21 protein-coding genes are annotated in these 23,723 nt (G+C 39.4%); 15 read left to right on the top strand and 6 right to left on the bottom strand.

Annotated elements, in window-relative coordinates; translation table 11 throughout:
* Positions 1–175 precede the first annotated feature (175 nt).
* The 3 genes from gluQRS to sfsA form a co-directional block, all read right to left on the bottom strand.
* Entirely contained in the window at positions 176–1,120 is a 945-nt protein-coding gene (gene gluQRS / locus RB214_RS13270) for a tRNA glutamyl-Q(34) synthetase GluQRS (protein ID WP_309167433.1), read from the bottom strand.
* 20 nt (positions 1,121–1,140) lie between these two features.
* A complete protein-coding gene (gene dksA / locus RB214_RS13265) occupies positions 1,141–1,584 on the bottom strand; it encodes an RNA polymerase-binding protein DksA (RefSeq protein WP_002962671.1) in 444 nt (147 codons plus the stop codon).
* 316 nt (positions 1,585–1,900) lie between these two features.
* Positions 1,901–2,620, bottom strand: coding sequence for a DNA/RNA nuclease SfsA (gene sfsA, locus RB214_RS13260; protein ID WP_170072694.1), 720 nt, complete (start codon positions 2,618–2,620; stop codon positions 1,901–1,903).
* A 123-nt stretch (positions 2,621–2,743) separates the two neighbouring features.
* Between sfsA and pepB the strand changes: the two genes are divergently transcribed.
* The 4 genes from pepB to RB214_RS13240 all read left to right on the top strand — a co-directional run bounded on the left by pepB (position 2,744) and on the right by RB214_RS13240 (position 7,668).
* Positions 2,744–4,039 carry an aminopeptidase PepB gene (pepB, locus tag RB214_RS13255; RefSeq protein WP_309167428.1) on the top strand — a complete coding sequence of 432 codons (1,296 nt, stop codon included), beginning with the start codon at positions 2,744–2,746 and terminating at the stop codon, positions 4,037–4,039.
* A 141-nt stretch (positions 4,040–4,180) separates the two neighbouring features.
* Positions 4,181–5,491, top strand: coding sequence for an IS4 family transposase (locus RB214_RS13250; RefSeq protein ID WP_309167426.1), 1,311 nt, complete (start codon positions 4,181–4,183; stop codon positions 5,489–5,491).
* 156 nt (positions 5,492–5,647) lie between these two features.
* Positions 5,648–6,214: a phosphoribosyltransferase gene (locus RB214_RS13245; RefSeq protein WP_002962666.1), complete on the top strand. Its 567-nt coding sequence runs from the start codon at positions 5,648–5,650 to the stop codon at positions 6,212–6,214.
* 125 nt (positions 6,215–6,339) lie between these two features.
* Entirely contained in the window at positions 6,340–7,668 is a 1,329-nt protein-coding gene (locus RB214_RS13240) for an IS4 family transposase (protein WP_375144325.1), read from the top strand.
* A 48-nt stretch (positions 7,669–7,716) separates the two neighbouring features.
* Here RB214_RS13240 and RB214_RS13235 read toward each other — a convergent pair whose 3' ends face one another.
* The gene (locus tag RB214_RS13235) at positions 7,717–8,373 is read right to left on the bottom strand and encodes a Crp/Fnr family transcriptional regulator (RefSeq protein ID WP_002962665.1); all 657 of its coding nucleotides are present in this window, start codon (positions 8,371–8,373) and stop codon (positions 7,717–7,719) included.
* A gap of 287 nt (positions 8,374–8,660) precedes the next feature.
* Between RB214_RS13235 and RB214_RS13230 the strand changes: the two genes are divergently transcribed.
* Complete coding sequence (locus tag RB214_RS13230; RefSeq protein ID WP_309167421.1) at positions 8,661–8,897, top strand: uroporphyrinogen decarboxylase; 237 nt, start codon at positions 8,661–8,663, stop codon at positions 8,895–8,897.
* A gap of 355 nt (positions 8,898–9,252) precedes the next feature.
* Here the strand turns inward: RB214_RS13230 and rdgC are convergent, their stop codons facing one another.
* Together rdgC and RB214_RS13220 are read right to left on the bottom strand one after the other, a co-directional pair.
* Positions 9,253–10,170, bottom strand: a complete 918-nt coding sequence (gene rdgC / locus RB214_RS13225; protein WP_309167419.1) for a recombination-associated protein RdgC — start codon at positions 10,168–10,170, stop codon at positions 9,253–9,255.
* Between the two features lie 239 nt (positions 10,171–10,409).
* Positions 10,410–12,179, bottom strand: a complete 1,770-nt coding sequence (locus RB214_RS13220) for a sensor histidine kinase (RefSeq protein ID WP_165744070.1) — start codon at positions 12,177–12,179, stop codon at positions 10,410–10,412.
* A 355-nt stretch (positions 12,180–12,534) separates the two neighbouring features.
* Between RB214_RS13220 and RB214_RS13215 the strand changes: the two genes are divergently transcribed.
* From RB214_RS13215 to ribE, 10 genes are all read left to right on the top strand, one after another.
* The gene (locus RB214_RS13215; RefSeq protein ID WP_165744069.1) at positions 12,535–12,903 is read left to right on the top strand and encodes a response regulator; all 369 of its coding nucleotides are present in this window, start codon (positions 12,535–12,537) and stop codon (positions 12,901–12,903) included.
* A gap of 228 nt (positions 12,904–13,131) precedes the next feature.
* Positions 13,132–15,549, top strand: coding sequence for a bifunctional aspartate kinase/homoserine dehydrogenase I (gene thrA / locus RB214_RS13210; RefSeq protein ID WP_309167416.1), 2,418 nt, complete (start codon positions 13,132–13,134; stop codon positions 15,547–15,549).
* A gap of 9 nt (positions 15,550–15,558) precedes the next feature.
* Positions 15,559–16,494, top strand: coding sequence for a homoserine kinase (gene thrB, locus RB214_RS13205; RefSeq protein ID WP_309167415.1), 936 nt, complete (start codon positions 15,559–15,561; stop codon positions 16,492–16,494).
* Between the two features lie 11 nt (positions 16,495–16,505).
* Entirely contained in the window at positions 16,506–17,789 is a 1,284-nt protein-coding gene (gene thrC, locus RB214_RS13200; protein ID WP_309167413.1) for a threonine synthase, read from the top strand.
* Positions 17,790–18,059: 270 nt separating this feature from the next.
* Positions 18,060–19,316 (top strand): serine hydroxymethyltransferase, encoded by a 1,257-nt coding sequence (gene glyA, locus RB214_RS13195; RefSeq protein WP_188162206.1) that lies wholly within the window; start codon positions 18,060–18,062, stop codon positions 19,314–19,316.
* Positions 19,317–19,591: 275 nt separating this feature from the next.
* A complete protein-coding gene (nrdR, locus tag RB214_RS13190) occupies positions 19,592–20,041 on the top strand; it encodes a transcriptional regulator NrdR (protein WP_002961761.1) in 450 nt (149 codons plus the stop codon).
* 166 nt (positions 20,042–20,207) lie between these two features.
* Entirely contained in the window at positions 20,208–21,341 is a 1,134-nt protein-coding gene (gene ribD, locus RB214_RS13185; RefSeq protein ID WP_309167411.1) for a bifunctional diaminohydroxyphosphoribosylaminopyrimidine deaminase/5-amino-6-(5-phosphoribosylamino)uracil reductase RibD, read from the top strand.
* Between the two features lie 16 nt (positions 21,342–21,357).
* Complete coding sequence (locus tag RB214_RS13180; protein ID WP_002961757.1) at positions 21,358–22,011, top strand: riboflavin synthase; 654 nt, start codon at positions 21,358–21,360, stop codon at positions 22,009–22,011.
* 29 nt (positions 22,012–22,040) lie between these two features.
* Positions 22,041–23,153 carry a bifunctional 3,4-dihydroxy-2-butanone-4-phosphate synthase/GTP cyclohydrolase II gene (gene ribBA, locus RB214_RS13175; protein ID WP_309167409.1) on the top strand — a complete coding sequence of 371 codons (1,113 nt, stop codon included), beginning with the start codon at positions 22,041–22,043 and terminating at the stop codon, positions 23,151–23,153.
* A gap of 100 nt (positions 23,154–23,253) precedes the next feature.
* Positions 23,254–23,718 (top strand): 6,7-dimethyl-8-ribityllumazine synthase, encoded by a 465-nt coding sequence (gene ribE / locus RB214_RS13170; protein WP_002961753.1) that lies wholly within the window; start codon positions 23,254–23,256, stop codon positions 23,716–23,718.
* Positions 23,719–23,723 lie beyond the last annotated feature (5 nt).

Below are 23,723 nucleotides of genomic sequence, written 5' to 3'. Positions count from 1 at the left end.
GTCTCCTAGAAGGTGTGATTGACTCTGCATCGCAATCAAAAGTTACAGCAAATAAGGCGGTTATAGCCCAGTACTAGCTGTTTGACGTAATTAGCATATATTTAGGCGGCTATCATATACCAGCAGGGTTTAAAAATTAAGTTGATGTGTTGAAATTAAGCCGTTTTTAGCTATTTTATTTACTTAAATGTGTAAATTGGACTTTCTGACTACGTGGATGCTGAGAAATTTGTATTTCGGATACTTGTGGTACCTGTTTTAAGCTAAAGTTTTTAATTCCCCAAGCGATTAATTGTTCAATATTTAAATCGATTAAATCAGCTATAACAGGCAACCCTAAAAACTCAAATGCACTAATTAAAGCAGGCTTTGGATTTTGTTTGCTAATGGCGGGAGCATAGTTTTGTTTAGATAATTTGAAACCAGGCTTGGCAACCGCTAAAGGTAAATGAGCAAATTCAGGCACAGGGCTATTTAGTTGTTTAAACAAACTAATTTGCCTTGCGGTTGGCTCAATTAAATCAGCGCCTCTTACAATTCGATTAATCCCTTGATCAATATCATCGACGACCACAACAAGTTGATATGCAAATAAGTCATCGCTGCGTTTAATTAAGTAATCTTCATGGGAAAGGGCGCTATTTACTGTTATATCACCTTGAATTAAATCATTAAATTGAGTAGTTGGATGTTGCTGAACTAAGCGAAGCGCACCGGACTCCGTATTATGGCTAAGTGCTTGGCAATGCCCTTGATAAATACCGCCAATGGCTTTTATTTGTTTGCGAGTACAAGTGCAACCATAAACAAGCTTTTGTTTTAAAAGTGAGTGGGTAATATCTTGGTATAAAGGCTGACGCTGCGTTTGATATACAACAGGTTCGTCCCAGTGAAGGGCGTAGGCATGTAAGGTATTCAGAATATCGGAGTCGGCGTTTTTAACCACGCGCGTAGTGTCAATGTCTTCTATACGAACTAACCAATCTCCTTGGTTAGCTTTTGCATCTAGATAACTACCCACAGCCGCTACAAGTGAGCCAAAATGTAATGGCCCAGAAGGAGACGGTGCAAAACGACCGCGATATTTACGCATAGGCGCAGTAACGGCTGTAGGAGACATAACTAATTAATAAGTATTAATTAGCCGCGTCCAGATTGCTTTTCTTTGATTTCTGCAAGTGTTTTGCAGTCTACGCATAAATCGGCAGTAGGACGTGCTTCTAAGCGACGTATGCCAATTTCGATGCCACAAGACTCACAAAAGCCAAAATCATCTTCTTTAATCAAATTAATTGTTTTTTCAATTTTTTTGATTAATTTACGTTCGCGGTCACGAGTACGAAGTTCTAAAGAGAACTCTTCTTCTTGTGCAGCGCGGTCAACTGGGTCAGGAAAGTTAGCAGCTTCGTCTTGCATGTGCGATTTAGTACGATCAACTTCGTTACGTAAATCATTACGCCAAGTTTCTAAAATCGCTCTAAAATGAGCACGTTGTGCATCATTCATGTACTCTTCGCCTGGTTTTTCTTGGTATGGTTCTAAACCGGCTTGAGCCAATAAACCATGTTTCTTTTGGTCTGGCATAACTCTCTCCTAAATCCTTAATTTAATGCCTCAGCATTAGCCGGCGGTATAAATAACAGAATCTTATACCCTAGGCAAATTTATTTTTAATTAATCGAATTAGCTTCAACCATGCTTACTGAGTAAAAAGTGTATTAATAGTTTATTTACACTTTTAATTAATTCACATATTCGCTTTCTAAAACTTGCCTTGTTATGTGGGCAAAAGCTTTAAAAACAAGTTAATTTTTATAATTCACTTTGTATAACTTTTTTTAATTTGATTACTTTGCTTATTTTGCAAATTACGCTTAGTTCAATCCCTTGGTTTAATACACTATTGTGCAAATACTATTTTTTTATGAAGTAAAACTTCATTAGCAGAAATAGTGGCCTTGTATGCTAATACTTCAACGCCGGCTATTATTGCTTGGCTTAATAGCGTGGCGTATTTCTTATCAATATGCGCAGCTGCACTTACGGTATTTATTCCTTCATGCAAAACAGCGAACAGTAATACTGCTCGGTGGCCTTGTTCGATCATTTCTATTAGTTCGCGGATATGTTTTTGTCCGCGCAGTGTTTGCGCATCAGGAAAGTAGCCTTGCCCGCTTTTTGGTGCATCTTCGCTTAATAATGTGACTGATTTAACTTCTACATAGCAATCAGGCTTATTTTTGTCTTTGAGTAAAAAGTCGATTCTGCTGTTTTCGCTGCCGTACTTTACTTCGCTTTGCAATTGACTGTAGTCGAGTAGCTCGCTTATCACATTATTGTTTATTGCTTCTTCTACTACTTTATTAGCCACCGCTGTATTTACACAAATAAGCTGCGATAAGTTATTTTGCGTAAGCTCTAATGAATGCGGGTATTTTCGTTTTGCGTTATCACTTGTTGAATAAAAAGCAGCAAAACCCGGCTCAGCGCATCCCGTCATTTTACCTGTATTAGCACAGTGGGCGGTAAATTCGCTGCCATCACTTAGTTGTAAATCAGCTAAAAAGCGTTTGTAGCGCTTTAGTAAGGTGGCTGGTTGCAGCGTTGGCGTGTACTTCATAATAACTTCCAAAGTGTAAATACTGCACAGCAGTGTGATTTATGTTATTTATCTCAAGCTGTTGGGAACTTAAGCGCTCTATAGTAAACTCGGTGGCACATTTAAGTGCAAGGGTATTCTAACATGAGTGAAAAATTTGTTGTTCAACTAAGCGAACAAGCAGCAGCGAGTCATTGGGGCGATAATGCGTCATTGTCTTTTAATGAGCGCGGTGCAACTGTTCATTTGTCTGAGCAAGAAACATTGAAAAATGTTCAAAAAGCAGGCCGTACTATTGCAATCCAAGGTATTAAAAACGTTGAATTAGCAGGCGATGCTTGGTGTACAGAAAGCCAGTGGGCTTTTTATCAAGGCTTTGTAACACCAAAATCGTTAAACGGTGTTGAGTTTGTTGATAACGCACAATCAGATATTAAAGAACTTGCTCACTTAAAAACGTCAGCAATTTGGGCACGTGAAATGGTTAACGGGACTGCCGATGACATTTACCCAGAAAGCCTTGCTGAAAAAGCGGCTGAGTTTATTCAATCATTAGCACCTGAGCATGTAAGTTACCAAATTATTAAAGGTGATGCGTTACTAGAACAACAGTGGATTGGTATTCATGCTGTTGGTCGCGGTAGTGTTCGCCCACCAGTATTGCTTGAGCTTGATTACAACCCAACAGGCGACGAAAATGCACCAGTAAGTGCAGCGCTTGTAGGTAAAGGTATTACGTTTGACTCAGGTGGTTACTCAATTAAATCAAGCGAAGGTATGCTTGGTATGAAGTGCGACATGGGCGGCGCTGCAACAGTAACTGCAGGTTTAGCATTGGCTATTAACCGTGGTATTGAAAAACGTATTAAACTGTTTTTATGTTGTGCTGAGAACTTAATTTCGGGTCATGCATACAAATTAGGTGATATTCTTACTTATAAAAATGGCACAACAGTTGAAATTGTAAACACGGATGCTGAAGGTCGCTTAGTACTTGCTGATGGCTTAATGGCAGCAGGAGAGACTGGCGCTCCACTTATCATTGATGCAGCAACACTAACTGGAGCAGCGCTTGTTGCTGTTGGCCAAGAGTACAATGCATTATTTGCACTTGATAAAGAACTTGCACGTGAAGTTGAAAGTTTTGCATCTCAAGAAATGGAAGCAGCTTGGCCACTTCCTCTTGAAAAATGGCATCAACAAAACTGCCCATCTCCTTATGCTGATACGGCAAATAGCCGTGCACAAAAGGGTGGCGGTTACGGCGGTGCATCGAATGCTGCAGGCTTTTTATCACGCTTTGTGCAAAACGATGGCAAAGGCTGGGTGCACATAGATTTAGCTGCTGCTTTTAACATGGGCAGTACAAGCCAATGGGCAGCGGGCGCAACAACTCAAGGTATGCGTACGGTTGCTCGTACCCTACAAGAAAAAGCATAATATTTACTAAATTATGCTTTTTACACTAAAAATAGGCACCTTTGGGTGTAATGCCGATCATTTAAGAATTAGTTAATAGCACTTGAACGATCTTCTAGGTATGTAAGAATCCGAATTCTTTTGTAGAATTCGGATTTTTTTATGCAACTTTCTAATGCTCTCGATATTATTAACAACATCAAACCTAATGACGTTGAAACACTCGCAGACTTACTCCCTTTATCTCTTATCGAAGAAGCCTATGCACTGACCGAAACCGTTACACTACGAAAAAGAAAACTAACCCTAGAATCGATGGCTTGGTTGTTGATCGGGATGGTTATTTATAATGACAAATCGATGGCCGATGTCGTTAATATGCTCGACATTGTTGACCGCGATGGTAAGCCATTTGTTGCGCCAAGTGCTTTAACTCAGCGTCGTAAAAACCTAGGTGAAGCCGCCATGAAAGCCTTATTTGAATGCACCCAAAGGCATTGGAATAATGACGCTAATCATCCTCATTGGAATGGGCTTACCTTGCTTGGTGTCGATGGTGTCGTTTGGCGTACGGATGACTCACCCCAAAACAATGAAGCCTTTACAAAACCGACTAATACACAATACCCACAGGTCAGAATGGTGTGTCAAATGGAGCTAAGCAGCCACCTAATCACGGGGAGTGCTTTTGATGATTACAAGGTCAATGAAATGGTGCTGGCTGAAAAGCTTATAGAAACCACACCCGATAACAGTCTCACTTTATTCGACAAAGGTTTCTATTCTTTAGGGCTTTTACATAAATGGCAAACAACTGGCAGTGAACGCCATTGGCTAATCCCCCTGAAAAAAAATGTGCAATATGAAGTTATTCAAACATTAGGGCGTAATGATAAATTAGTCCAACTTAGCAGCAACCCAAGAGCAAGAAAGATGTGGCCAACGCTGCCTAACACCTTAATCGCGAGGTTAGTGACTCGAAAAATAAAGGGGAAATCATATAGTGTGATGACATCTATGACAGATCCGATGCGATATCTATCAGCCGATATAGGTGATTTGTACAGTCACCGCTGGGAGATAGAGCTTGGTTATCGGGAACAAAAGCAATATATGCTGGGCAATCGATTAACATTAAGAAGTCGCTTACCAGCGCTTGTAAAGCAAGAGCTGTGGGGAGTGTTGCTTACTTATAATATGGTGCGATATCAGATGGTAAAAATGTGCCACACATTAAAAGGTGATTATTTACCGTACCAACTGAGTTTCAATGGTAGTTTAGCTCAAATAATGAGGTTGCTTGTTGGATTACCTTATTCAACACCTGGAGCCATACCACGTCAATTAAAATACTTTTATGCGATGGCAGAAAGCCTAATTCTAGAGCCTCGAAGGGATCGAGGTTTTCCTCGTGCAGTCAAGCCAAGACCACAGCGGTACGCTAGAAATAAAAAAGCCGCTCACCTTAAGTGAACGGCATTACACCTTTGGGTGCCTATTTTTTAATTTACAGGCAAGCAATTTTATTTCATTTGCGGTAAAATCCGTCGCCAATACCTGTTTGAGTTTAATTTTTGCTTAACTCTAAGCTGCGCTCAAATCTTATATCCACCACTGGGGTTTCTAATTATGTCAGATAAGTGCTACATCACAGCTCAACAGCTGCTTGAAGATTCGTTCCGCGTAGCGGCACAAGTATACCAAGATGGCTTTCGTCCTGATTTTATTATTGGTATTTGGCGAGGTGGTGCACCGATCGGTATTGCTGTTCAAGAATATTACGATTATAAAGGCATTGAGACTGACCACATTGCAGTACGTACATCGTCTTATTACGGTATTGGTAAACAATCTAAAGAAATTAAAGTCCACGGTTTGCATTACATTGTTGAGAACGCAAATGCAGGCGACTCATTATTAATTGTTGATGATGTATTTGACTCTGGTCGTAGTATTGTTGCATTAAAAGAAAAGCTTTCAGAGCTTATGCGCTTAAACTTGCCACGTGATATTCGTATTGCATGTCCGTACTACAAGCCAAAAAACTCAAAAGTAGACACTGTTCCAGATTATTATATTCATGAGTCTGAAGAGTGGTTAGTGTTCCCGCATGAACTATCGGGTTTAACACCGGATGAAATTATTGCAGGTAAATCTGATCTTGTGAAAATTCATGACATTTTGCTAGAGAAGTAATCAGTAATTTGTATAAATAAAAAAAGGCCGTTAAGGTAATGCCGATCAGTTAAGAAAATGACCGGTTGACCGATCCAAACGATCATGCAAAATCCGTAGTTAGGAAACTAACTACGGATTTTTTTGTGAATATAGAACAAGCACTGCAAGCAACACTTGAAGAAAGCAGCCGATACCATACCTTTGAAAAATTATCAGAAATTCTTGACCCTGAAATCATTGAACAAGGTTTTCAACAAGCAGGGATTGCAACCGTTCGTAAGCGAAGATTACCGCTTGAAGCCGTTTTGTGGTCAGTTATTGGCATGGCATTGTTTCGAAAAGAATCAGTTTGGAATATCGCTAATAAGCTAGATATCATGTTACCTGGCAAGAACCCACTCGTTGCTCCAAGTGCGATGGTACAGGCGAGACAAAGGTTAGGTGATGATTCCGTTAAACACGTTTTCAATAAATCTGCTCAATCAATGTATAAGCAACAGTCATTCGAAACATGGAATGGTTTGAACCTATTAGCTGTTGACGGTGTTGTGTGGCGAACAGCCGACACGCCTGATAATCGTAAAGCCTTCTCTTCAGGTAGCAACCAATACGGTGATACAGCCTTTCCTCAAATACGCAGGGTCTGTCATATGGAATTGACCAGCCATCAACTGCTCAGTAGCGAGTTTGATAACTATAAAACCAACGAGATGAAATTAGCTGAGCGTTTAATTGAACGTACACCAGATAATTCACTGACTATGTTTGATAAAGGATATTATTCTTTAGGCCTGTTAAACCGTTGGCACCAAACTGGGGAGATGAGGCACTGGTTGATACCAGCAAGGCCCGACTTACAGTATGAAATCATCTCCAGCGCGGGTAAAAATGACCATATCATTGAATTGAAAACTACAAAGCATGCACAAAAAAACTTTCCCGATGTTCCTGAAACGATTAAAGCGAGATTAATCAGCAAAACAATAAAGGGCAAAAGCTACCGTATATTAACCTCGATGACGGATAGATTGCGTTATCCAGGTAATGAAATTGTTGAATTATATTGCCATCGTTGGGAGATAGAACTTGGGTTTAGAGAAATCAAACAAACCATGCTTGATAGCGCATACCATTTAAGAAGTAAGCGTCCAGACATGGTGCGTCAGGAGCTATGGGCCGTGTTACTCGCCTATAATTTAATACGAAGAATAATGACGATGGCGGCGACAGTCACAGGGATATGGCCTAACCAGCTTAGTTTCTCTAGCAGTTCGATGGCTGTCATTCAGTATTTCTCGTCAGTATCTATAATGAGTCCAGGGAACATTCCAATACACTGGCAGCACTTACTCGATACACTGGTCTTATTTAAGCTTCCAGCTAGACGAGAGGATAGAAGATATCCCCGATGGGTTAAGCCAAAACCATCTAAGTATCCCCATAAAAAGAAAGATGCCAGTCAGCTTAACTGACTGGCATTAGGGCCTTGGCCCTTTTTTTATGGGTAAATTTTAAATAACTTAAAGTTGAGCAAAGCTATCTACGTATTCACTTAGCTTTGGTATATCGACTGCTTGTAAGCCATCGTTACTTCTAAGTACCAAGCCTTTTTCGACAAGTTCTGTAACAACACGTCTGTAAGCTCGCTCAGTGGTAGCAAAGCGTTCGGCTTCAGCATTTACAGTTGGATAGGCTCTAAGTAGCGTAGGGTTGTTGTTCTCGGCTCTTAGTAAGCAATCTTTGGCTATGTTGTAGCTCAATGGTAGTAGTAGCTTATCTAAATTGATTTTTTGGTTTTCCTGAAATTTAGCCGCAATAGTTTGTGCGGTGTATAAACTCAGTTCTGGTTTTTCCAGCAGCAGAGCACGCCAATGTCTTAATTCAATAAGATTATAAGTTACATCGCTAAAGCACGTTACCGTATAAATACACGGATTATTATTTAGCGCTTCTATTTCACCAATAAGGGTGTTGTTACAATCCAATTGTCCTAACAGCAGGCGTCGTCCATTACCTACGTCGTAACTAAACGACACAGTGCCACTGCGTACAAGCACAAGCTTGCTTAAAGGCTGATCTTGATGGATCAGAACTTCTTTTTTTGATTGTTGATAGCTACTACCGGCAAAGGTTAAAAGCTGATCAACAAGGTAACTAGAAAAATGGTATTGAAACATCAATGTGCTCTTCGGACATTTGTCCTATTTATTACATCTTAATGACGTTAGCATCAAGACACCAAGAATTTACGCTAACTTGCTACTAATATTATTAGCTTTGCTAATAGCATTATTTTACCTTCATTTCCCGTGTAATGATTTAAGAATTTGCTGGTATTTTCCGGCAAACTTTTTCAGGTTTTTAAGCAAGTTAGCTTTTTTATTTTGTTGTAACTTTGCAATACTTATAAATGCCATAAGTTAGCAGTACATGTAATGCTAACCTAAAGGCTAGGAGAGAACAATTGAGTTGGGAATATTTAGGCTATATTGCATCAGCTTTATTGGTTGTATCGTTAACAATGACAGATGTAGTAAAACTGCGTTGGTACAACATGTTTGGTTGTATTGTATTTACTGCATACGGTGTTGCCATTGGCGCAGTACCTGTTATTTTTACCAACGGCTTATTGTCGCTTGTAAATTTATACCACATTATAAAAATATATCGCCAACCTAAAGTTGAAGACGCTAAAAGCTAAAATAAGTTATCTGCACAAATAAGTTAATTATTTCAATTAAAATCAAAGCTTCAGTTTTTGTGCTGTCCAGCTTGAAGTGAATACATATAATCTCATATCACTCTACATAACTTTCCTTTGAACCTTGCTGTAAGCTCTTACTTGAAAGATGATTTCATTAGGTTTTAATACGCCGAACGTTAGCTAAATTCTGTTCGCGGATAACAAATATATAAATAAGCGCTTCTAAAAATTCCATTAAAAAATCCGATAGCAGTAAACTGCTATCGGATTTTTTATCTGTTATACCAACCTGCTTATATATGAATCTATTTAATGCTTCAAAGCGCTTAAATATTTATGTAGGTTGTGGTATTTACGCTTTTTCTAAATCTTCAACGTCACCTAAGCCAGCAGTTAGTTCTTCAAGTAATTGCTTTATTTCCTCAGAAGCTAAAATAAAGTCAGCATCAAGTTTTAAAGCCATATCTTCTTTAGGAATATCTGCGTTCTCTTCTTTTAGAGTTTCAGAGTAGCTTAAACGCTTGATAGAGCCATCGTTTTGCAGCATAAACTTAAGGCGTTCTTGCCAATCAAGTGCCAGTTTAGTTACGCGTTTACCACTTTCTAAGTGCGATTTAACCTCATCACATGCCAGATCATGGCCTTTTAGTTTTACTTGTGCACCGCTGTCGTCAGCTTCTTCAAGCTCAGCGTCAGAGCCAATAGCAAAGCCTTCTGGTGTACTAAAGTTAGTTAACCAATCAGTTAAGAATACATCTAGGTCGTAGTTAGCAAACGCAGGTACAACTGGGAGCGTTCCTAACGATTTACGAAGTAGTGCCAGTAGCTCTTCAGCTTTATTAAAGCTGCCACTATTTACAACCACCCAGCCATTTTCTTGGTCAATAAAGGCAAATTGTAAGCTCGACTTTTTAAATGCCTGGGGTAGAAGAGTATGAAGAATGTTTTCTTTTAATTCGTCTTTTTCTTTCTTTTTAACAGGGCGGTTTTCTTCGGCTTCTATCTGATCAATCTTCTCAGTAACTAGTTCGTTAATAACAGAAGCTGGGAGTACTTTTTCTTCACGTTTTGCGCAAACTAAAATACTTTTTTGAGAAAAATGCGATAGTGTTTCGCCATGCTTTCCAAACGCTTTCGTCCAACCAAATGTTGCAAGCTCTTGACCAGTACATGGGCGAAATAAATCTTGCTCTAATGCTTTATCAAAATCTTCTTGGGTGTATGAAGCGTCTTGCTTAAAGCGGTAACAAATAAGGTTACTAAACCACATAGGGGAATTGATCCATTTGAAAAATTTGTCCAATCATAGCAATAAAAACAGCATCTCGAAATGACTGATTTGTTACTAGGGCGTGTTGAACTTTATGGATTGAAATTTGTTCAATCCAAGGAAGATTAAATCGCGGCGCTAGGTTTGTAACCTAGTGGGCTAAGTAAAAACCAAATATGTTGCTGAAAATTCAACCACCAAAGATCAACACGCCCTAATAATTTAATGCATGTACTTTTTTATTCATATTTTTCAAAAATAGGCATTGGCTTAGCCATGTTCTTTGGAAATTGAATATAGTAACGCAGACCTTTGCCAGGTTCACTCGTTGCATCAATAGATCCGCTAAGAGTTTGTTTAACTAAATTAAACATTATATGGGTACCTAATCCGCTTCCGCCCTCATCGCGTTTAGTCGTAAAGAATGGGTCAAACAATTTTTTCAATTGCTCACTGGTAACTCCGTTACCGTCATCTTTGTAATCAATCGTTAAGTTAGTGTCATCTGCGCTTATTTTGATATCCATCACACCGTTGCTTTTACCTTCAAAGCCATGAATGAGTGAATTCATAATTAAGTTAGTAAAAATTTGGCTGATGGCACCTGCAGGTAAATTTAAAACTAAGTCATCAGGGCATTCTAATTTTATTGTATGGGATGTCTTTTTTAGTTTTGGATGCAGTGAGCGTATTACTTCGTTAGTGTAATCTTTAAAGTTAATAGTTCTTACTGCTTCACTGGCCTGATCGACCGCTATTTGCTTAAAGCTAGCAATAAGCTCTGAGGCTCTATCTAAGTTAGTGGTTAACAAACTTGTACTTTGTTTTGCTTCGTTAATAAATTCTTCTAGTGCTTTTGGTGAAAGTGTTTTTTCACTATAAGCACTTTCGAGTTTATTTAAGCGTTCTTGCAAAAACGATATTGCCGTTACACCTATCCCAATAGGGGTGTTAATATCATGCGTAATACCCGCCACAAGTCCGCCTAGTGCTGCCATCTTCTCTGTGCCTAATAAACGTTCCTGTGCAAGGCTTAATTCTTCTATATAACGTTGGGATTCAGTTTGTTTTGAAATTAGCTCTTGCTCTGTGCTGCGGCGCAAGTCTATTTCTTCAGTGAGCACAATTTTTTGCTTTTCAAGTTCGTATTTTTGCTGTTGTAATTCCATCATTGCTTGGCTTAAGTTTGATGTTTTACGGGCTACGTCTTGCTCAAGTTGTATGTTGTGATGATCGAGCTTTTCGTTACTAATAATGAGTTCTTTTTGGGTGTGCTCAAGCTCTTTTCTGTACTGAACCACTTTATCTATTAGTTTGTTAAACGACTGCTCCATTACTTTTAGTTCGTTATGCTCCTCTGTTTCTATTTCGATGTGTTGTCCTTCTAGCTCATCTAATTCTAGGTTTTCTAGTTGCTCAGTAAGCTCAGCTAAGGGATCTGTAAGAAGCTTTCTAAATGCCATTAAAAATAAAATGATTAAAAAGGTAGTTTTAATCATCGCATTACCAATCAAAAAGTAGATTGATACCATAATTCGGCTTAAAACAACTTCTCGGCTAGAAAATAAGGTAACGTCACCCACTTGGGTAGCACGGCCAGAAAATTCAAAAATAAGTGGAAAGGTGTAACCAAACAGACCGGATTTCGCGTCTTCTAAAATTGCTTCTTCTTGTACTAACTGTTGGTTATATAGCTTATGTATGTCGAGCGAGCGCCCTAATTGTGAAATAATTTCGCCGCTGTCGTCTCGAACAATAATCCCTTCAATCATGGGAATGGCGAGTAAACCTTCTGCTGTTGTAATTGTTTGCTTGGTATTAAGCTCCCAAATTGCACGTGTTAAGCTACGACTAAAGGTTTTTTGTAATGTACTTAATTCATCACGTATATAGTCTTTAGTATTGAGATATTCAGCAAGCACCTGTCCGCAAGTCACTACGAAGGTAAGCAAAAAATAAACGGATAAAACGCTTGTTAGTAGCTTCTTAGAAAGGCTTTTTTGTAACATGAGTGACTTGTTCATCCTTTGTTATTTTTGTAACGTTACTATTGTAATTTAAAAGTTAGTCAATAAACCTCTAAAAATAAATAAAAAAGTTAAAATTTAATAAGATAAATCTAATTAAATAGGTATGTAGTATTAATGTAATTAAATTCAGCTATGAATTAGTAAATTTGTTAGACGTTAAGTTTTGTAAGTTTGATTAGAATTTAGTTTCGTTAATCATATTTAAATGAATTAATTCTATATTTATCATTGCATTGAATTATTAATGCGCTAAGTATTTAGATGCGTGTTAAAGTGTCTTGAGTGCAAAGGAAGATGGTCTTTTAATAACTTTGATGGTTGTGTAGTAGTAAACATGATGAAATTTTCGATATTAGTCTGTGATGATTCTGCTGTTGCTCGTAAACAAGTCGTGCGGTGTTTAAATGAGTGTATAGATGCAGATATACAACAAGCTATAAATGGAGCAAACGCCCTCGATCTTTTAAGAGCACAAAACTTTGATTTACTGTGCCTAGACCTCACCATGCCAGAGGTTGATGGTATACAAGTACTTGAAACTATAAAAATAGAAAAAATAGAGTGCTTTGTGTTGGTTATTTCTGCTGATATACAGGAGAAAATGAAGCAACGAGTCGCCCAACTTGGCGCAATTGATTTTATTGATAAACCTATTAATAAATCAAGCTTAAATAAAATATTGCATAAATTTGGCATTCATTAGGTTTTTTCATGTTAAAAAAGGCTGTTTTATCTTTTAATTTAGGGTTGACAGCATAGCCTTTGTTAAGGCAGTCTTAACATATGAAAACAATTAATCGCGTACTGACCATTATTATTACAACCATCATTCTTACTGGATAGTGGCATAGGTCGGTGCAACAAATTTAAAGGCCTGTGTTCACTTAGAACACAGGCCTTTTTTCGTTTTATGGGATGAGGAACATAAACAATGCGAGTTTTAAAATTTGGTGGGTCTTCACTTGCCGATTATGCATGCTTACAACAGGTAGCTCAGTTAGTTAAAGCACAGTTAAAAGATGAAATGTTATTGGTGCTTTCTGCTCCAGGTGGAATGACCGATTCGCTAGTTGCACTCGCAAGTGCCGCAGAGCAAGGCTTAGATTTTTCGCAGCAATGGCAAGCATTAGCGAGTCGCTGTGAAGGCCTAAAAGCTGACGTTGAAAAAAGTGGCGTAGTAGTTACAATCTGGCCAGATCTAAGGGAACTTAAAAATAAACTAGATGGCGTGTCGCTTATACAGTGTTGCCCTGATCAAGTTCGCGCATTTGTAATTAGCTTTGGAGAGCGCGTTAGCGTTTCTTTAATGCAGGCTTTATTGAACTCGCACGATGCAAGATACTTAGAAGCAACAAGCTGTATCGCCTCAACTGGTGGTTATATCGACGCCGAGGCTGATTTAGTAACAAGTAAAGCGCGCTTTCAAGCTGTGCTTAAAGAAAATCCTGCAACTATTTATATCATGCCTGGTTTTACTGCGAGTAATGACAAGGGCGAGCTTACAACGCTTGGTCGTAATGGCTCAGACTACTCAGCAGCAATTGCAGCAGCATGTTTAGAAGCTGAGATTTGTCAAATTTGGACAGACGTTGATGGCGTATACAGTGCTGATCCTCGTTATATTAAAAAAGCCACTAAAGTAGATTTTTTATCTTATAAAGAAGCGATGGAGCTTTCTTACTTTGGTGCAAAAGTACTTCACCCAAAAACAATTTTACCGTGTGCTAAAGCAGGCGTGCCATGTGAAATTAAAAATACGCATAACCCAGACGCACAAGGCTCATTAATTGGTAACGATTATTCATCTGATGAGCCCGTAAAAGCGCTTTCTAGCTTGCAAGACCTTGCAATGTTAACTGTTTCAGGCCCAGGCATGAAAGGTAAAGTAGGCATGGCGTCTAAGGTATTTAACGCGCTTGCTCATGATAACGTATCAATTGTATTGATCACGCAATCATCATGTGAATTTAGCATTAGTTTTTGTGTGCACGAAACAGACCTAGCACTTGCACTCGATGCGCTACAAACTGCATTTGAGCTTGAATTACAAGCAGGGCTTATTGAGCCTGTACAAGTACAGCGTAATTTAGCCATTGTTACTTTAGTGGGCGACAACATGCGCGCACACCGTGGCTTAGCGGCTAAGTTTTTTGCATCGCTTGCACAAGCGCAAGTAAATATTGTGGCAATTGCACAGGATTCTACAGAAAGTGCTATTTCTGCGGTAATTGATGGTGAGTTATGTAATGACGCTGTAAAAATATGCCATGAAAACTTTTTCACGCATGTGCCGTCAATTGATGTGTTTTTACTAGGTTGTGGCTTAGTAGGGCAAGAGCTTATTAATCAGCTTGAACGTCAGCAAGCTTGGCTTGAAAAGCGTAATATTAAACTTAACTTGTATGGTGTTGCTAACTCTCGTCAATTACACCTTGATAACGAAGGCATCGCTTTTAGTGATTGGCAGCAAAAATTGGCCTTATCTGAGCAAGCATTTGATTTAAAATTAGTAGAGCAATTTGTTAAGCAAAACCACTTAGTGAATCCGGTATTAGTAGATTGTACATCTTCAGATGCACTTGCTGCGCAGTATGTAGACTTTTTAAATGCAGGCTTTCATGTGGTTGCAGCTAATAAAAAAGCGACAACAAGCTCATACACGTATTACCAAGATTTAATAGCTGCTACGCAAAAGAATAATCGTAAATTTTTATACGAAACTAACGTTGGTGCAGGCTTACCAGTAATCGATAACTTGCAGTCATTATTTGGTGCCGGTGATGAGTTACTAGAGTTTAGCGGTATTTTATCAGGCTCACTTTCGTATATGTTTGGCGCACTTCAAGATGGTTTATCACTTTCTGAGGCAACTATTAAAGCCAAAGAAAGCGGTTTTACTGAGCCAGATCCTCGTGATGATTTATCGGGTACCGATGTAGCACGTAAGTTACTGATCATTGCTCGCGAAGCCGGTATGAAATTGGAGCTAAGCGATATTGAAGTTGAGTCAGTATTACCACAAGGTTTTGCACAAGGTGATAGCGTTGATGAGTTTATGGCAAAACTACCAAGCCTAGATGCTGATTTTAATGACCGCATTCAAAGTGCTGCGAGCGAAAGTAAGGTACTTCGTTATGTAGGTACAATTAAAGGAGGTCACTGTAAAGTAGGTATTGAGCCTGTTGATGAAAAACATGCGCTTAATGTAATTCGCGATGGCGAAAACGCGCTTGCTATTTTAAGCCAATACTACCAGCCACGTCCGTTTGTTATTCGTGGTTATGGTGCAGGCTCTGAAGTAACAGCAGCGGGTGTATTTGCTGATATTTTAAAAACACTATCGCGCTAGGAGCTCGTTATGATTGAAGTATATGCTCCGGCGTCTATTGGTAATTTTGCAGTAGGTTTTGATGCACTTGGCGCAGCGCTTGCGCCAATTGATGGTAGTTTATTAGGCGATGTAGCCGTTGTAAGTGCAGCACCAAGTGACGAATTTATTTGTACTGGCGACTACGCTCACAAGTTACCAAGTGATGCGAATGAAAACTTAGCGTACCAGTGTTTAGTACATTTTAGAGCGCATGTTGCGCCTGATATGCCAAGCGTAAAGCTCGAGCTTAAAAAGAATTTACCAATTGGATCTGGACTTGGTTCTAGTGCATGCTCGGTCGTGGCTACCTTTGCTGCCCTTGATAAGTTTGCACAAACTAACTTAAGTCAGGTTGAGCTTATTGAGCTTATGGCTGACTTTGAAGCTGTAGTGAGCGGTGGTCGTCATTACGACAACATCACGCCATGCTATTTAGGTGGTTTGCAATTAACAGGTGATTTAATCCCTGATAAATCGATTGCACTGCCTGTTGATGAAAATTGGTACTACGTTGCTGCGTTCCCTGGTTTTTCACTCAACACTGCAAAAGCGCGCTCGGTTTTACCAAAAGAGTTGAGCATGCATGCAAGTGTTGAGTTTGCACAGCGTTTATCGACATTTAGTAGCTTACTGTTGACTAATCGTTTTGACGATGCACTTAGCATAATGAAAGATGAAATAGCAGAACCTTACCGCGCACCGCTTATTAAAGGTTTTAGTGAAGCCAAAGCAAGCTTACCAGCGTTGGGCGCTGAAATAGTGAGTATTTCGGGCGCAGGACCTACCTTGTTTAGTGTATGTAAAACACTTGAAGCTGCAAAGCAATGCGCGCAGTGGTTAGAGGCAAATTACATTAACGAGCAAGGCTTTTGCCACATTTGTAAATTAGATAACGACGGCACGCGTCAATTAACAGTTTTATAGGATAGGTAGTCATGCAATTACATAATTTAAAAGATAGCTCACAAAAAGTGTCGTTCGTTGAAGCCGTAAAAACAGGTTTGGGTCGTAATCAAGGTGTGTTTTTCCCTGAATCCCTTGCCCCACTGTCCGATGTTGATGCATTGCTTGATATGGACTTTGTTACACGCAGTGGCAAAATATTATCTCACCTAATTGGTGATGAGCTGCCAAGCGACACTGTGGCACAAATGGTTAAAAATGCATTTAACTTTCCAGTTAAGCTGGTAGAAGTTGAAGAGAATACATACTGCTTAGAGTTGTTTCATGGTCCTACGCTTGCGTTTAAAGACTTTGGTGGTCGCTTTATGGCTGAGTGTTTAGCGCAATTTAATAAAGATGAAAAAGTAACTATTTTAACCGCAACATCGGGCGATACTGGTGCAGCCGTTGCACATGCTTTTTATAACAAGCCGAATATCGATGTTGTCATCTTATATCCTAAAGGCAAAATTTCACTTGCTCAGCAAAAGCTATTTACTACGTTAGGTAACAATATTCATTGTTACGCAGTTGATGGCAGTTTTGATGATTGCCAAGAGTTGGTTAAAAATGCCTTTTTAGATGAAGAAGTTAAATCAACACTTGGGCTTAATTCTGCTAATTCAATTAATATTAGCCGTTTAGTTGCTCAGGTTTGTTATTACTTTGAGGCCATTGCACAACTACCAAAAGAAAAACGCGCAACAGCGCATATATCAGTGCCAAGTGGCAACTTTGGTAATGTATGTGCTGCAATGATTGGTGCGGTTATTGGCTTACCTGTAGGTAAATTAAGTGCAACAACCAACCAAAATGATACTGTGCCGCGCTTTATGTTTGATAAAACCTGGACGCCAAACGCAACACTTGAGTCGCTTTCAAATGCAATGGATGTAAGTAAGCCAAACAACTGGCCGCGTGTGCAAACAATGTTAGATAATAACTGGTTTAGCTACGATAACTTTTATTCAACTAGCGTAAACGAGGAAGACACGCAATTGGTGATGAAAAAAATTCAACAAACGGGTTATGTTGCAGAGCCCCACACTGCTATTGCGTACCAAGGTCTTGTTGAAAATCGAGCGCCTGGTGCTGCGGGTATCTTTTTAGCAACCGCTCATCCTGCTAAGTTTAAAGAAAGCGTAGAGGGTATTTTAAATATTGAATTAGGTATGCCAAAACCACTTAGCGACGCACTAGCAAAACCATGCCTAGCAAGCGATATAAAGGCCGATTACGACGCATTACGTACAGAAATACTTGCTAAACTTGGCTAAGTTAATTAATTCAAAAAGGCGGTTAAGCCGCCTTTTTTTATAACTTTAGGCTATTAAATCTAGTGAGTTGCATTTACTAATTAAATGTAGGAAATAGCATTCATTTAAAATCGTTATGGTTTTATAAGAAAATATCATCTTAAAAAGTCTGTGAAATAGTTTCAATCCCTGTTTAAATATCCTCAACTTAAGAGCGTAGGCAAAGAGTCGTTTAAAGCGTACAATAAAGCCTCTAAAAAAACACCATACACGTTGCCCTAGGAGACCCCAATGTTAGAACGTAGCATGAATATTTCGGATTTTGATCCAGAGTTATTTGACGCGATAAACAAAGAAACTGCTCGCCAAGAAGAGCACATTGAACTAATCGCTTCAGAAAACTACTGTAGCCCACGCGTACTAGAAGCGCAGGGTTCACAGCTTACAAATAAATACGCAGAAGGTTACCCTGGTAAACGTTATTATGGCGGTTGTGAGCACGTTGATGTTGTTGAGCAATTAGCAATTGACCGTGCTAACGAGTTATTTGGTTCTGACTACGCAAACGTACAACCACATGCTGGTTCGCAAGCTAATGCTGCTGTTTTTCTAGCGCTATTAGAAGCAGGCGACACTGTACTTGGTATGAGCTTAGCTCATGGTGGTCACTTAACTCACGGATCACACGTAAGCTTTTCTGGTAAGCTTTACAATGCAATTCAATACGGACTAGATGAAACAACGGGCGAAATTGATTACGCACAGGTTGAAGCACTAGCACTTGAGCATAAACCAAAAATGATTATTGGTGGTTTCTCAGCGTACTCAGGTATTGTTGATTGGGCTAAATTCCGTGAAATTGCTGACAAAGTAGGTGCTTACCTGTTTGTTGATATGGCTCACGTTGCAGGTTTAATTGCGGCAGGCGTTTACCCAAGCCCAGTTCCTCATGCACATGTTGTAACTACAACTACGCATAAAACACTTGCTGGTCCTCGTGGTGGTTTAATTATCTCTGCATGTGGCGACGAAGCAATCTATAAAAAGCTTAACAGCGCAGTTTTTCCTGGTGGTCAAGGCGGTCCTTTATGTCATGTTATTGCAGCAAAAGCAGTGGCATTTAAAGAAGCGCTTCAACCAGAGTTTAAAACATACCAAACACAAGTTGTTAAAAATGCAAAAGCAATGGTTGCTGTAATGCAAGAGCGCGGCTACAAAATCGTATCTGACAAAACTGAAAACCACTTATTCCTACTCGATTTAATCGATAAAGATATTACTGGTAAAGATGCAGATGCAGCTCTTGGTAACGCTAACATCACAGTTAATAAAAACTCAGTGCCAAACGATCCACGTTCTCCGTTTGTAACATCTGGTTTGCGTATTGGTTCTCCTGCTATCACTCGTCGTGGTTTCAAAGAAGAAGAATCAAAAGAGCTTGCTGGCTGGATTTGTGACGTACTAGATAACATCACTGATGAATCTGTACAGGCGCAAGTTAAAGAAAAAGTTAAAGCAATTTGTGCAAAATTACCTGTTTACGCTTAATTTTATAAGCAACAGTAATTAACAGCACCACAGTTAGGGAGCTGTTTATCTTTTGAGATTAAATTTGCGCTGTTTTTGAAGTGGCTCTAAAAGTAGTTTTTGCTTTGTGGCTGAGTTTTGACTCAGTTTATTAGGTTATAAATCGCACAGTGCAATTAAATTGGCTCTAGATAAAACAAATTTAAATCCTGAAAGAGCAACAGACCTTAATTTTTGCTAAGATAAAAGACCGCTATTTAGCGGTCTTTTTTGTTTTAAAACGGAAGTACCGAGCTATGCATTGCCCATTTTGTACCGCAAAAGATACTAAAGTTATTGATTCTCGCCTAGTCGGCGGAGGCCACCAAGTTCGCAGGCGCCGTGAGTGCAACGACTGCCACGAGCGCTTTACTACATTTGAAGGCGCTGAACTGGTTATGCCTCGTGTTATTAAACAAGACGGCAGCCGCGAACCATTTAACGAAGATAAATTATTAAATGGCTTAAATCGCGCACTCGAAAAACGCCCAGTGAGCACAGAGCAAGTAGACGAAGTAGTGAATATAATAAAATCGCAGTTGCGTGCTACAGGCGAGCGAGAAATTTCAAGCCATTTGGTGGGTGAGTGCATTATGGAAGCCCTCAAAAAGCTCGATAAAGTAGCGTACGTAAGATTTGCCTCTGTTTATCGATCGTTTGAAGATATACGCGAATTTGGCGAAGAAATTGCCCGTTTAGGGGAGTAATACCAATTTTATTAAAAATATGATCATTCTATCGCATTAAATAGCGCACTCACTGCGTTAAAAATTATTCATATAGAACAACTATATGTCATAATTTTCGCCTTGTTATTGCGCTATTTTCTTAGCGCTATAATGGACCACTTATTTAACGCAATTGGTATAATAAATGCTTAACCAAATTACTTTTACTGAACATGATGAAATGTATATGGCACGCGCCATAGAACTTGCCAAAAAAGGTCGGTTTACTACCACACCTAACCCTAATGTTGGCTGTGTATTAGTTAAAAATAATCAAATAATTGGTGAGGGTTTTCATCAATTAGCAGGTCAAGGCCATGCTGAAGTAAATGCACTGGCTGTCGCTGGAAAAAATGCACAAGGTGCAACGGCTTATGTAACGCTTGAACCGTGTAGTCATTATGGCCGTACGCCACCGTGCGCCGAAGGCTTAAAAGCTGCCGGTGTGGTAAAAGTAATTGCTGCTATGGTTGATACAAATCCACAAGTTGCTGGCAAAGGCCTTAAAATACTGAGCGACGCGGGTATTGACGTTGCTTACGGGTTACTCGGATCACAAGCTCGCGCACTTAACGTTGGCTTTTTTAAGCGTATGGAGCAAGGCCTACCTTATGTGATTTGCAAAATGGCAGCGAGTATTGATGGTAAAACAGCGCTTAAAAATGGGCAAAGTAAGTGGATCACAAGCCCTGCTGCTCGACAAGACGTACAATTATACCGAGCGAAAAGCTGCGCTATTTTAACCGGTGCCGATACAGTGTTAGTCGATGATGCTAAACTTAATGTGCGACTAAGTGAGCTGCCTTGCACACTGCCTACTGATTTGCCGCTTCGCCAGCCCGTGCGTGTTATAATTGACTCTCAAAACCGTTTAACACCTGACCTTGCTTTATTTGAAATCCAAAGTGATGTAATAATATTTACGACTAAGGTTGATAAATCATTGCAATGGCCGCATTTTGTAAAGCATATTGAAGTCAGTGAAAGTAACGGTAAAGTTGATTTACAAGCCGTTTTAGAAAAACTTGGGCAACTGCAGTTTAATAATGTTTGGCTTGAAGCTGGCGCAACACTTGCTGGTAAAATGACAGAGCTTAATTTAGTTGACGAGTTTGTTTTTTATTTAGCGCCTAAACTAATGGGCCATGATGCAAAAAGTTTAGTTAATTTTCCTGAATTGACGAGTATGCAAAACACCGTTGATTTAACATTTAATGAATGTGCGCGCATTGGTGACGATTTACGTATCACCGCGTCAAAACTCATTAAAATCACTTAATAAAAAGAGTAGTGCTATGTTTACTGGGATAATAGAAGCCACAGGCAAAATTGCTTTATTACAAAAAAAACAAGGCGACTTAGCCATTCGTATCCAAAGTGCTGATCTTGATATGACAGACGTAAAGTTAGGTGACAGCATTGCAACTAATGGTGTTTGCTTAACTGTAGTTGATAAACATATTGATGGTTTTAGTGCGGATTTATCTAATGAGACGATTAGTTTGACCGGTTTTGCTCACTATGCTTTAGGACAAACGGTAAATCTTGAAAAAGCCATGCAACCTGTTTCTCGTTTAGGCGGTCATTTAGTATCTGGCCATGTTGATGGTATCGCAACGATTACAAGTATTACAGCAAACGCCAGAGCAACAGAATATTGGCTTACAACTGACGAAAATTTAATGAAATACATTCCGTACAAAGGTTCGGTATGTATTGATGGTATAAGCCTGACAGTAAACGCTGTAGAGGGTAATAAATTCAAATTAACAATTGTCCCACACACGAGTGAGCAAACCACAATTGCTCATTTTAAAGTAGGTACTCAAGTTAATTTAGAAGTCGATCAAATTGCACGTTATTTAGAGCGCCTTATAAAGGGTGCAGAGCAACCAACGGGCTCTGATATTTCGATGAGCTTACTCGCTAAAGCGGGTTTTATTAAATAACGAAACTGACAACTTACACGAGCAAATTTATGAATTTACACAGCGCGCAAGAAATCATCGACGATATTAAAGCCGGTAAAATGGTTATTTTAATGGATGATGAAGATAGAGAAAATGAAGGCGATTTAATAATAGCAGCTGAGCATATTAGCGCAGAAGCGATTAATTTCATGGCTACCCATGGCCGTGGTTTAATTTGTTTAACCATGACGCAAGAGCGTTGCGAGCAACTTGATTTACCGTTAATGGTTAAAAACAATGGTGCAGCATTTTCGACTAACTTTACAATGTCGATAGAAGCATCAAAAGGTGTTACAACCGGTATTTCAGCAGCAGACAGAGCACGTACAGTGCAAGCGGCTATAGCTAAAGGCGCAGTCCCAAGTGATATTGTTCAGCCTGGACATATTTTTCCTATTATGGCGCAACCTGGTGGCGTATTAACTCGCGCAGGACACACTGAAGCTGGCTGTGATTTAGCGCGTTTAGCTGGACTTGAAGCATCATCTGTTATTGTTGAAATACTTAATGCTGACGGCACTATGGCACGTCGCCCTGATTTAGAAGTTTTTGCGAAAGAGCACGATATTAAAATTGGCACCATTGCTGATTTAATCGAATACCGCAACTTAAACGAAACAACAATTGAGCAAGTGGCAAAATGTATGTTACCAACTGTTCATGGTGAATTTGATTTAGTTACTTACAAAGACACAATTGACGGTCAATTACATTACGTATTGCTCAAAGGCGATATAAAAGATCAAGAGCCGACAAATGTACGTGTACATTTGCAAAGTACCTTTAACGATATTCTACTTTCAGACAGAAGTGCTGACCGTAGCTGGGGCCTTTCAGAAGCAATGGCTTATATCGCTAAAAATGAAGGTGCTTTAGTTATTTTAGGTAAGCAAGAAAGCACTGAAGAGCTAGAGGCAACTGTGAAAGCATTTGCAGCAGCTGATGCTGGCGAAAGCGTTACGCCACGTAAATTCAAAGGTACATCTCGTACTGTTGGCGTAGGTTCGCAAATACTTGCCGATCTTGGAATTAAACAAATGCGATTAATGAGTCGCCCTAAAAAGTACCATGCACTTTCGGGCTTTCATTTAGAAGTAGTTGATTACGTTGAGCCACAATAAGCATCACGCTTAAACTAGGCTATTATTTTATTTTTATGGTATGATGCGCAGCAATTTTTGCGCAATCGCAACCGCTTGAACTTATTTTTAGGGTTATCAAATGAAAATTATTGAAGGTAATAAGTACGCTCCAGGCAAAAAATTTGCCATTGTCATTTCTCGTTTTAATGACTTTATTGGTAGCAGCCTCCTTGCAGGTGCTGTTGATGAGCTAAAACGCACAGGTGGCGTATCAGATGACGACATTACCGTTATTTATGTGCCAGGCGCGGTAGAATTACCTTTAGCGGCTAAACGCGTTGCGGCAAAAAAAGAGTATGATGCAATCATCGCATTAGGCGTAGTGATCAGAGGTGGTACACCACACTTTGACCTAGTTGCTGGCGAATCAAACAAAGGTCTTGCGCAAGTATCACTTGAGTATGATATCCCGGTTGCATTTGGCGTATTAACCACAGAAAGCATTGAACAAGCAATTGAGCGTGCTGGCACCAAAATGGGCAATAAAGGCGGCGAAGCTGCTTTAGGCGCGCTTGAAATGGTTAATGTGTTAGATAAAATTTAAGTTTA

Origin of the sequence: Pseudoalteromonas sp. HL-AS1, from assembly GCF_031198785.1 — a bacterium.
GTDB classification, from domain to species: domain Bacteria; phylum Pseudomonadota; class Gammaproteobacteria; order Enterobacterales; family Alteromonadaceae; genus Pseudoalteromonas; species Pseudoalteromonas distincta.
The sequence above is the reverse complement of the archived record's forward strand: the minus strand, read 5'-3'. Positions and strand labels throughout refer to the sequence as shown.